Genomic DNA, 11084 nt, shown 5'->3' on the forward strand with positions numbered 1-11084 from the left:
CTAACTTAAATACAGAGGAAAAACTTTTTCTAATGTAAAATCTTCGTGCACATAGGTTGAGTCAAATGCTTTAAAATAAGGTGTCCATAATCTTTCTTGTGCTCTTTTTATGATGCTCTGATAATCAAAATCTTTTAATAATGATTTTACGAAAGGGTATTGCTTATTATTAAAATAGTTTGCTATGATAAAATGGAAACCTAAAAAAATATCCATAGGAGGATGAGGTATTCTTGGACAAGACAGAACTGACATTTCTTCATCAATTAGTTCCATTTTTTTTCCGCCAAATTGAAAATGATATACAGGATGAGTAAATTTTACATTAGCAATATTGGAATGCCTGTCGTGATGCCAACTACTAGTATATGATTTAGCTGTATCTTTTGTACTCTTATATACAGAAATATTAATATCAAAATAATAGCCGTGGAGGGGATCACAGTCGCCATTTACTTCATCTTTTACCATTAACATATGATCAAGAAATACTTGACAGTAATTTAGATCATCAGGTCTTGTTCCTGGTATTCTACCTGTAATATAAAATGCTAAATTCTCAATTTTATACTCAATTTGTTCCTTTCCATCTATTTTATCAAGCAAAGTATCTAATTCTGAAAAATCACCAGTAACTTTTTCTCTCTTTAATAATTTTATAAATACTGATAAGTCATTCCTGAAAATTCTTAAATCCCAATTACTCATCTGCATTCAATTTTTTAGCTAACTCACGAATCATTTTTTTATCAATTTTACTCATTTGATTTTTAAATTTTTCATTACTTATTAGAGCTGAATCAATAGATAAATATTCTTTTTCTTGCCAAGAAAGGTAATCTTTTATTAATTCCACACCATCAAATGGATCTATTGGTTTTTTAGAATGCTTGCATATAGTCCAAAAATTAGAACTATTGGAAAACTTAGTTTTACGGGATGCTTTTAGCTCAGTTATATTTAATTTCTCAATTATTAATTGAACCCTTTCTTCCGCGTTTAATCTTCTTATAGGAGTATCTGAAGAAATATTTTTTTCCCACCAAACATTTATCTTTTCCATCCACCAGCGATCTTTTATATCAGAAAATACACCAGTATATTTACTCTCTTTAAGACTGTATAACACTTTATGCCAATCTGGTGAATTCAAGGAAATACCTAACCTTGCAGCCAAAACATCTTCGCCAATGGTTAAACCAATTGAAGAAATAATATCTTCATAAATTAATGAGCTGACTTTGTATATATTTTTTTGGATCCTCCCTAAATTCAAAGTTATTCTAGAATTTATTTTATCTTCTTTATCTAAACCTAGGGAAATTAATAAGCTTTTGTCGGATTTAATTTTAGAGTAAGCTTTTATGAAGGATTTTAGTTTACTACCAAATTCCTTCTTATGAGAAGTAAACTCTTGCTTTGTTATTGTAAAATCAAACAAATCTTGACTTGTAAAGTCTTTTTTATAGTTGTTTATATAAATTGTCTGATTGGACATTAAAATTATAGGGATATCTAGAGTGTCTTTTACGTGAATAGTTCGTACGAATTGGGCTATGGTTGGAGCATCAAAACAGGCAGAATCACCATCCCCGGCTGTAAGTTTATAATCTAGTATCAAAGCATTTATACCGTCCTTAACCTTTATTTCAATCTCCTTAAAATCATTAGTAGGTTTGTGGGTGATTACCTCAAAACCGATACTTTCAAAATCTTTTTTTCTACTTTCTGGATTTTGATCGTCGATATACAATATTTTATAAGCCATAACTATCTAGTTCTTTTTCAGTTGCCGCTGGGACTTCAACTCTAATTGTCGTACTGAATCCTTGTTTAGGTGAAGCAACCTTTATATTTCCTCTGTAATTTGAAATAATATCTTTCACAATTTTTAATCCTAAACCTGTACCTGTTATTTCATTACTTTCGTCAATCTCATCAAGATTAATTTGTGAGGTAGTTGTGAAAAACTCTTCAAAAATCTTTTCTTCATTCTCTTCAGAAATTCCATCTCCAGTATCAGAAAATTCCAAGTATACAAATTTTCCTTCAAGTCCACACTCTATTTTTATTTCACCTGTTTTTTTTGTTCTTTTTATTGCTTTTTTTGAATTGGTATAAAAATTAAATAAAATGGAAGACCATTCTGATGGATGCATTGGTAAAGTATATAAATAGTAACCGTTTCGGATAGGCTTATCAAATTTTATGTTACTTTTTGAGGAATCGTTACAAATAGATTTCCAAAATTTCTCTGCGCTGTTCTGAATTTCAATAGGTTTCAACTCTCTTACAACATTCTGAGAAATAACATTATCAAAATATGATGTATAACTTCTAAAAGTTGCTACATTTTGTTCTAATATTAAAACTCTTTCTAATATCACAGAATCAGAGCGGAGCTTCTCTAAAAGGAAATTAATATCAGACTCCATATTAATTAAATAATCTCTAACTTCATGAATAAATTGCCCTATAGTAATTCCAACACTACTTAAAACTCGAAGCATAGACTTTTCTTTCAGCATTTTGCTAGTTTCTACTTTCTGTAACTCAGCTACCTCTCTAATATCCTCTTTAAGTTTTTTTAATCTTTTCTTTCTTCTGCTCTTAACTTGAATATTTCCCTCTTCTTTTTCTAATTCGATATCTAAAGATTCTAAAGTATGTGCTATATCCTTGATACGAACCTCAATTTTTTCATACAGCTTCCCTTCTTTTTTCTGACCAGAGACGATTTTAATATTTCTTACTTCAGCAACTTTTAAAATACAGGTCATTAAAGTTCTATAAACAAAATTTTGTAATTGAATTAACGCCTCATTTTCTAAAAGTCCTTCCCTACTTGAAGTTTCATTAAAAATTTTTTCCGTATCAGTCAATTCAACAAATCCAAAAAAATTCAAATTACCATGAACTGGTAGAATAGATCTTTTTTTAACAGACTCATCTAGATATAGCCAATCATTGCCTGGCTCACCATAAGGTAAAACTCTAAATCCATTTCTGTACAATCTAATTCCACCTGAAGTCCTTGCAGCTTTTTTTATACTAGATTCTTGCATTTTAGGAATTAAACCTGCGTTGTATACAAAATAATAAGCCTTAAAACGGACTTTTTTGAGTTGAGAAAAAGGTGTAGTCATGTTATCTGGATCACTACCTATCTCACCATATTCTTCAATATTCAGTTTTTTACTAATAACCGAATAAATACCCAATCCCTTTTTGTCTATCCACCCTTCGATTTCTGCCAATGCATGATCATAAATCATTTTATTTTCATCGGCAATTATTATTGCTTTATCTCCTTCAATTTTTTTAAAAACTGTTTTAAATCCAGGGTCTACAATCTCATTTTGGGTTTCGTCAATCCCCTTTTCATCAGATAGGGGGAAAGGTTGTATTATAGCACTTACATATCTATAAATACGCTTTATTGCTGCCTGTGTCCATCTGTCTTTTAAGCCTTCTATTTTTAAAGTAGTACCCTCTTCTTTTCTTTTAGGAACTGAAATTATTTTATTAGTGATGCTAGCTAAATCTATATCTCCTTTATAATCTGACCAATTGATTGTTAATACTAGAGCATTGTTATTACTTACAGTCTGAGTAGTGATGGTAAGTTTTTCTCCTAATCTTTGAACGGCAAATCTTCCAATACCCTTTTGACCAGCTCTTTTCCTATTATACCTTTCAGATAACGGATAGCGTAACTTATCAGTAGAAGAAATCCTCATAAAACCATTAATAAGCTGACTTTTGGTCATTCCTAACCCATCATCTTCAATAAACAATATTCCTCCGATTGAATCAGAGTTTTTAAATTTCAATGTTACTTTTTTTGCATCAGCATCATAAGAGTTTTTTACTAATTCCGATACAGCAGTCTCTTGCCTGGCGACCAATTCAGTTCCTAATCTATCTATTACACCTGCATCTACAGAAAAACGAATGTTATCTTCATCAAAACTAGCTAATTTTGAAGAAAGCTCTAAAATTTTAGAATAATTAGAAGGCTCTTCAGCTAATGTTTTAGCTAAATCACTTCGTACTTTTTTTTCATCCATACGTGGAATTTTATCAAAATTAAAAAAGGTATCGTTTTTACATTAGTGCAATTAACGAAATCTTTTTTTAAAATTATCCCATTCTTCGTAGCTTAAACTATTGGGGTGTTTATTTTCTGTAAAGAAATACAGGATATTTAAACTCAATCTAAAAACTTCAAATTTGGAAAACCAGAAGTTCTCACTACTTTTTGATTACGATAATACCCCCTATTATGGTAATAACAGTCCAAACAACCTTCCTGATACAGCTGTTTTGTCCAATTGGTTATGCTCTCTACACTCACATTTAACTTATCTGCGCTATATTGTCTTGAAGCAAAGTAATTTCTTTGCGACCTACTGATCGAATTGTATTCACCATAAAGAAGCTTTGCTCCCGTAGACAGTTGCTCATTTTGGTAAACCCAGGGGTAAATATATGCCATCATATCGTTTTGATCAAGATAGTTCTGTGCTAAATCAGATAAATAATATTTTCTTCCTTCTCTGTGTAGAAATCCTTTATTTACGAGCTGTTTTCGTGCCTTAGAGACGAGATTAGGATGAAGCTGGAGCGTTTGCCCAATTGCTTTGTTGGTATAGCAATTATAACCTTCTTTTTCGAGCAAGTTAAAATCGATGCCCAATAGGTATTTTTCATTGAGACTGAGTTCTGCTTCCGCTAAAATTTCTACAGGAATTCTTAAGGTAAGTTGCTTCTTACCTTCTTTCTTGGGATGGTTGGCTTTCATTAGTTTATCATTTTAAAGGGAGGCTTATTTACGTGCAGGTAAAGCTTCCCTTTTCCTTTTATAACCTAACCATACCCCCTAAATTTTATACAACACCTATTTTGCACCTCTATTTATTTAATGTAATAAATTTGAATACTAGAATATCTAAAGAACACCGATTTTGCACTTCCATAAACACCAATCTTGCATCTCCATAACACCTATTAGCCACTTATAAGAAAAGATTGAAGGAAGAATAAGAAGAAAAGAAGTAATATGTATTTGAACAAGTCAAATACATATTAAGTATATAGTATTACAGAAAAGCAGGTAATCCATTTTCTTCGAAAATGTACCACCCGTTTTCCGTAGTTTCAAATTTAGTATTCACTTGACAAGATCAAAGTAGAATAATTATCACTGGCTTTATAGTTACCGCTTTTGATCATTTCATCGTTCAAATTATCTATAAAGAATAACCTGCAATTTTGATCGATCGAATAGAAACTTTGCAAGTAGTCCAGTCCATCGTGTTGTTTTACCAAGTTCTGAACGAAAATAAACAGTTCTGCCACCTGTTTCTTATCAATGTGGTCTAAGACTCCTCTGCTGAGGTAGAAACTTCCGTTAAAGCGGTAATTTCCTTCTTCTTCCTGAATCTTATACTCCAAACCTGTTTTAAAGGTGTAATGGCTAATGATATTTCCCAACTGCTCTGTGGTGATTTGAAGTTGCTCTGCAATCTGGCGATTGGTAATTCGTTTTTGTTGCAGTTGCTGGTATTGTTTGAATTTCTCCAAGTCTTTGTCTACTAATTCCATCGGTTATAAATTTTATACAACCTTCAGGACTTTTTACCAAAGATACCCCTTGCATATCTTTTTTGTTCAGCGGAGCTTTATGCCGCCAAGCACCTAAGCACATCTAAGTATGCGTTTAGCAGAGGGGTTATGTCGAATTTCTTTAGTAAGAAGGAAGCGTTTTAAGCGCTCCCTCCCTAAGTTTCTTTGAGTGCCTTCCCCTTGATCAAAAAGACACTGAAAGCAAACTTTTTTTATTGTTTTTGGTACTCCTTAAAATCTTCTTTATCCGCGATCGGGAAAACCTTTCCCAGTATACCAAAACCAAGTTGTAGGTCTTTGTCCCTGGAGTTGGAATGGATGTGGGAAAACGAAAAAAGATAATAATCCTCGATTTTGAGGTTGGCTTTTATCATCTTTTCCGATAAGCTGGATAATAGGGCATCGGTAAAGCTCTTCTTTTCACCTTCTTCCGACAGCACGTGTTCCAAAAACAGTTCATTGGCATTGTCGGTGTGTTTGTCCCTTGTCGGATTGGTCAGAAAGGTTATAAGGATCAATGCAAATATTGAAATGGTTACAGTGAGTTGTGTTTTCATAAGTTTGGTTTATATTAAAGTTCATTTACGATGATAAAATTGGCATCCATACCGCTGATGGTACCAAATTGATAGCCTATTTTATAATTGCCTTTCTCATAGGAAGCCAATTGGGATTCAATGTATTTCTCTTGCTCTTCGGATAGCTGATGGTCCGAAGTAAATTTGATCTCTCCTTTTTTCTTTTTTAGTTCAATTTCACCTCGATCCAATTGTAGGTCAAACAGCAGGTTGACCTCAATACTCAGTGCCCGCTCCCTGCCGTGATATTCCGTGGTAACCTTGGGAAGCTGGAATTCAAATCTTAGGTCTGAAAAATGACGAAGTTGAAAATCTTCTGTGTTACTATGGATTTTTTTCGTGCTTCCAGTATATGCCCAAGAACCTTCCCTTTGGGATAGTTTTACTTTATACAGTGCCTTTAGATCGGAAAACAATCCATCCTTTTTAAAATACTCCTTTTGAACCTTTAGGTAGGCTTTTACAATTTCGGGGAATGCTTTTTGGGTATAACCCGCTTTAAACTCTTCGATATCGTGGTATTGGTTGATGTAATGGAAGTCAATGGCTGCCTTCTCTTGTTGTTTCTGGTTGCTTTCCATTTCATCCTTCCTTTTGTCAAGTTCTTTGGTTACCGCTGTGGGAAGTTGTTCCAAAGCGGTTTTACGGAAGTAGACCACAGCGTGATTGCCTTCTGATCGAATATGGTTGAAATATTGATAATTCTCCACAAAATAATAATCGCCTATTTTAGTATTTCCATAGAATTCATCGAATTTGCCCTTTACAAATTCAGCGGAAAGATGAGGGAACTCGGTGGTACGGTAACTGTAGGTTCCTTCTTCAAAGATAAAATGCAGTATGGCGTCCGTGCGGAGTTTCAGATCGTAATACATAGCATTGTACTTTTTGACCTCTATTTCGTTCAAACCGTATTTTCCGTATTTTTCATTGAATAACCATCTAGGGTTGTTCTGTTCCAAGACTTGTAGGAATATGACAGCCTTATTTTTGGACTGTCCCATTTCCAACTGACAGAACGATTTGAAGGTGGACAGCAGCAGAAAAGCAAATAAAAGACTTGTTTTCATTCTTAAAGTTATTTGTAGGTTAATCATAGCTTCTAAAATTTGGCACCTCCTTACTCTGTTGTGTATACACACCCTCTAAGGTCAAGCCTGATCCAAGCCCACAGTTATTTTGGTAATTATTTACGGTGATTTTTTGTGTTTCAATGGTCAATTTCACGATACAGCCTCCAAATTCATCATCTTCATATAGTGCGGTGTTCCCATTTAAGACAACAAGTCCTTCCAGTTCACTAAAACTTCTAGAATTGCCCACGTTAAATAGGAACATCAGTTTACCATCGGTAAGCTCAGCTATCCTAAGCTGATTGTCATACTCATCTGCGTAAGTACCATTTATGGGACTGTCCTTTTGAAGCCTTTGGAGTAAAATAGGTTTATTGAGTATTCGGTAATCCCTTTTCTGGACATAATCTCCCTGAGGGCGGATGCTTTCCATTGTCTTACGAACACTGTCAGGTAGCTCCGTAAATTCCGTTATGCTGGTAACGATCGAAGGAAGGTTACCAATCATTTTGAGCTGTGTCACCTTCTGATAATCTTCTCGGTGGTTATCTGTAAAGTAATACTCCCCGATCTTGTGTTCTTTATTATTTTGCTCAAAAGCTGACAACACATTTTTTGATTTTGGGAACTGTTGTATTCTTTTCGTACAAATACCCTTTTCAAATTTATAGATCTCGATGATCTCGGTATCGCTGGAAGTAAGGGAGGAGAACTCGTTTACTTTGCGAACCCTATACTCTTGGATTTCATTCTCTTCGTTGAAGGACTTGTTAAACTCCCAATCAGGATAGTTTTGTTGGTAATAGGCATAGGAGTTTTCAATACTTTCCAGACCTTCTCCCAAACCTGCATATTGAGCATGGGAGGGAATGAAAATAATTAAGAAAAGACAAAAAAATGTCTGCTTCATCTGATAGATTTTTAGGTATCCATCAGTTCCGAATGGAGGTTTTTAAAAACAAAAAAGCGTGGAACTGTAGCTTACCGTTATCGAGGTACCGCCAAGCACCTACGCACAAATAAACACAGCCCACGCCGAAGCGTGAGCGTTGGTCTATTAAACTTGTGCGTATCTTAAAATTGGCGGTTTTCGATAACAAGTGAAATAGCTAACGCTATTGATTCAATATTTTTGTCAGGGTAAAAATACTAAACAATTACCGATAAAGGAAAACAAAAAAGCCTGAACATAATTATTCAGGCTTTTAAACGGTGGTAAAGTTTTATCAAGCTGTTAGATCATTTTTCAATTTAAACTGCTTTAAAAACGTTCTACCGTGGTCATACTTGGAGAATTTTTGCACACAATTGTCCAATATATCCTCTCCCTTTATCAAATCAACAGCTTCAGGGTGATGTATGATGATGGCTTCCAATGTTTTCTCACAAAGGTTCTTTCCCACCAAACGTTCAAAGCCTGTAGAGACCTTTTTACTGTTGATTATCTTCTCAAAATAAGCAAGCTTGTCTTTATCATTGGTCAAAGAATCCCACTTGGGTAAGATCCTTCTGGGATAGTATACCCCTTTGACAGCCATATTTCGGATACATTTATCGATCAATTTAATTAATTGTTTGAGTGTCATACTATTTGATTTATAAGGTTATGCGGATTGCTTGGATTGTTCCAGAAAACGCTTGGCATTTTCCTCATTGGAGATTTTTATATAATCCATAAAGACTTTTTCACTGCTATGCCCTGTGATTTTCATGATCATGGTTTTGTCAAAACCTCTCTTGTACATATTGGTAGCGAACGATCTTCTAGCGGTGTGGGTAGATATTAACTCCCATCTTTTAAATTTTGTTGTAATGGTCTTTCCTCCCCTACGGTTATAGGTCTTAACGTCAGAGTCCATTTCCGCTAATTGACCAAGCTTTTTCAAATGGCGGTTCATCGTCTGATTTTGGAGGGGTTTGGGTAAATTATAATTGTATTTCTCCAAAACCAACTTAACTTCATTTAATATAGGGATGATAATATCGGTACCGGTTTTCTGTGTACGGATGCTAATAAGATCCGCATTAATATTCTCTTTGGTGATTTTACCAAGATCACTAAAGCGCAGCCCGGTATAACAAGCGACATAGAATAAGTCTCTGACCTTTTCTAATTTTCTATCTTCATTTAAATCTAACTCTATCCATTTGCTTAGTTCTTGCTCATCAAGGTAGATATTGCTGACTTCTTCTTTGGTGACCTTAAAACTTTTTGATTTATAAGCGGTGTTGTCGTTATACCCCTCTTGGGTAGCCTCATTAAGTACGGTTTTGAGAAGTTTAATGATCTTGCCGAAGCCATTTATCTTCAGTCCTAAAGTATTGACGTAATATTCGTAATAGTTGTTATAAAAATCCATATTGATATTATGCCAATCGATAATCGATCCCCAGTTGCGCTCAAATTTCTTTAAATTCTTGAAACTTGTTTTGTAGGAGCGTAAAGTGTTGGGGGATAATCTGTTTTCGGATTTATGGATAAATTTCTCTACATATTGCCAAAAGGATAGTTTTTCGATTTTCTTATCATCCTTCTGTCTCCCTAACCATACATCCTTTACATACGAAACTGTAGGCTCAATTTCGTCGAAAAGGCAATCATTAATAATATCTTCTACCCTTTGTTTAAGTTTGGTCAAATAACGATTCATTTTTAAATATCCCGGATAGGTGCGTTTCACTCTCTGATTGCGTTTATCCCAGTCTTTAATATGGATTATTTTTTTGGTATAGAAGAGTGTGCATTTACTTTGATGGCAATAGCGAATAAAAAGCTGTGCTTTTTTCGATCGCTTTTTTCTTTGGGTTTGCGTTTGCCGCAATTCATAATTTACAGTCATTTTTCAACAATTTTGATTAAACTTGAATGGGAAGGTCCCTATTAAAATAGTAGCCCGAAATTGAGGTCGGTTAAAAAATCAGAAAAACAATGTTTTCCGCTTTGTCTGACCGCATCAAATTTCTTTCTAAGGGCTTTTCTCCTTCTAGATTTCTGTACTGGTGAAAGAGAGGACCTATCAATGATATCCAGAGCCATTTCCTGAACTGGTTTATAGGTATACTTACCCGCCCATAATAGTGTTTGGAAAAGTATATCGTCAAATTTTTCACCTTTAGAAGTATTGAAGCATACGTGAATCTGATATTGAATAAAAATCTTTAAATTATGAAGAGAATATTCATACTCTTCTTTTATAAATTTTTCGAGGTTCATTTTTTCAGGTTTAGAAACCTTCATCTCTGTTTTGACACAGTCAAAAGTATCTTCAAAATCGAAATTTTTTCTCACCGTAGGGTGCATTTTCTTTTCCAGGTTGTGTCTTACTTCATATAGTTTGAACTGCTGTTTCTTGTTACCATACATAATGAACCTCTTATCTTTTTTTAAAAGATCCATATCATCCACCCCAACAATAAATGATTGTAATTCCTTGACCGAGAAATCAGAGTCATGAAGTATCGCTACTTCATAATCACAAACCCTTGCATCGAATAGGTTTACCCTAAGAAACTCTGAAAGCTTATTAAACGCATCCTCAATATCGCTTTTGCTTGTTTCCACAAAGTTGTGACCATTAAGGAAAAAGGGAACGCTAAGAGAAACTGTTAATACACCGTTGCAAAGATAGATATCGATATATTCCCCGAATAAGCCATACTGTTTTAGTAAGGTATGATTGGTATCCAACTTATAGCGATTTTTGATTCTAGGGTGAGGAACCAAACAGTAATCACTTATAGCTTTTACGCCGTGTTTTCTAATCTTGATAAAATCCAGTTGAACAAATCTTCTTTTTTCCATAAT

The 11084-nt window shown here is 34.1% G+C and carries 11 protein-coding genes; all 11 read right to left on the minus strand.

All coding sequences use genetic code 11. The features are described 5' to 3' along the window. Positions 1 to 708, minus strand: coding sequence for a hypothetical protein (locus FT986_RS03665; protein WP_147863885.1), 708 nt, complete (start codon positions 706 to 708; stop codon positions 1 to 3). Then, positions 701 to 1768, minus strand: coding sequence for a hypothetical protein (locus tag FT986_RS03670; protein WP_147863886.1), 1068 nt, complete (start codon positions 1766 to 1768; stop codon positions 701 to 703). The genes FT986_RS03665 and FT986_RS03670 overlap by 8 nt, the downstream gene beginning before the upstream one ends. After that, complete coding sequence (locus FT986_RS03675) at positions 1758 to 4070, minus strand: ATP-binding protein (RefSeq protein WP_147863887.1); 2313 nt, start codon at positions 4068 to 4070, stop codon at positions 1758 to 1760. Before FT986_RS03675 ends, FT986_RS03670 begins: the two co-directional genes overlap by 11 nt. A gap of 143 nt (positions 4071 to 4213) precedes the next feature. Then, positions 4214 to 4804, minus strand: coding sequence for a hypothetical protein (locus FT986_RS03680; protein ID WP_147863888.1), 591 nt, complete (start codon positions 4802 to 4804; stop codon positions 4214 to 4216). Positions 4805 to 5166: 362 nt separating this feature from the next. Next, positions 5167 to 5607 (minus strand): hypothetical protein, encoded by a 441-nt coding sequence (locus FT986_RS03685; RefSeq protein WP_147863889.1) that lies wholly within the window; start codon positions 5605 to 5607, stop codon positions 5167 to 5169. A gap of 233 nt (positions 5608 to 5840) precedes the next feature. After that, positions 5841 to 6185, minus strand: a complete 345-nt coding sequence (locus tag FT986_RS03690; RefSeq protein ID WP_147863890.1) for a hypothetical protein — start codon at positions 6183 to 6185, stop codon at positions 5841 to 5843. 14 nt (positions 6186 to 6199) lie between these two features. Next, positions 6200 to 7276: a hypothetical protein gene (locus FT986_RS15855; protein ID WP_255505895.1), complete on the minus strand. Its 1077-nt coding sequence runs from the start codon at positions 7274 to 7276 to the stop codon at positions 6200 to 6202. Between the two features lie 19 nt (positions 7277 to 7295). Then, on the minus strand, positions 7296 to 8189 hold the full coding sequence (locus tag FT986_RS03700) for a hypothetical protein (protein ID WP_147863891.1): 894 nt from the start codon (positions 8187 to 8189) through the stop codon (positions 7296 to 7298). A gap of 316 nt (positions 8190 to 8505) precedes the next feature. Beyond that, the gene (locus FT986_RS03705; protein WP_147863892.1) at positions 8506 to 8817 is read right to left on the minus strand and encodes a hypothetical protein; all 312 of its coding nucleotides are present in this window, start codon (positions 8815 to 8817) and stop codon (positions 8506 to 8508) included. Between the two features lie 66 nt (positions 8818 to 8883). After that, positions 8884 to 10119 (minus strand): site-specific integrase, encoded by a 1236-nt coding sequence (locus FT986_RS03710; RefSeq protein WP_147863893.1) that lies wholly within the window; start codon positions 10117 to 10119, stop codon positions 8884 to 8886. A gap of 41 nt (positions 10120 to 10160) precedes the next feature. Further along, the gene (locus FT986_RS03715; protein ID WP_147863894.1) at positions 10161 to 11081 is read right to left on the minus strand and encodes a hypothetical protein; all 921 of its coding nucleotides are present in this window, start codon (positions 11079 to 11081) and stop codon (positions 10161 to 10163) included. Positions 11082 to 11084: the final 3 nt, after the last annotated feature.

Source organism: Mesonia sp. K4-1, assembly GCF_008017825.1.
In the GTDB taxonomy this organism is placed as follows: Bacteria; Bacteroidota; Bacteroidia; order Flavobacteriales; family Flavobacteriaceae; genus Mesonia.

Bases quoted from the DNA above. Each gene is read 5' to 3' on its own strand.
- FT986_RS03665 (WP_147863885.1), bottom strand. From the start codon at position 708: ATGAGTAATTGGGATTTAAGAATTTTCAGGAATGACTTATCAGTATTT.
- FT986_RS03670 (WP_147863886.1), bottom strand. From the start codon at position 1,768: ATGGCTTATAAAATATTGTATATCGACGATCAAAATCCAGAAAGTAGA.
- FT986_RS03705 (WP_147863892.1), bottom strand. From the start codon at position 8,817: ATGGCTGTCAAAGGGGTATACTATCCCAGAAGGATCTTACCCAAGTGG.
- FT986_RS03680 (WP_147863888.1), bottom strand. From the start codon at position 4,804: ATGAAAGCCAACCATCCCAAGAAAGAAGGTAAGAAGCAACTTACCTTA.
- FT986_RS03715 (WP_147863894.1), bottom strand. From the start codon at position 11,081: ATGGAAAAAAGAAGATTTGTTCAACTGGATTTTATCAAGATTAGAAAA.
- FT986_RS03710 (WP_147863893.1), bottom strand. From the start codon at position 10,119: ATGACTGTAAATTATGAATTGCGGCAAACGCAAACCCAAAGAAAAAAG.
- FT986_RS03700 (WP_147863891.1), bottom strand. From the start codon at position 8,189: ATGAAGCAGACATTTTTTTGTCTTTTCTTAATTATTTTCATTCCCTCC.
- FT986_RS15855 (WP_255505895.1), bottom strand. From the start codon at position 7,276: ATGAAAACAAGTCTTTTATTTGCTTTTCTGCTGCTGTCCACCTTCAAA.
- FT986_RS03685 (WP_147863889.1), bottom strand. From the start codon at position 5,607: ATGGAATTAGTAGACAAAGACTTGGAGAAATTCAAACAATACCAGCAA.
- FT986_RS03675 (WP_147863887.1), bottom strand. From the start codon at position 4,070: ATGGATGAAAAAAAAGTACGAAGTGATTTAGCTAAAACATTAGCTGAA.
- FT986_RS03690 (WP_147863890.1), bottom strand. From the start codon at position 6,185: ATGAAAACACAACTCACTGTAACCATTTCAATATTTGCATTGATCCTT.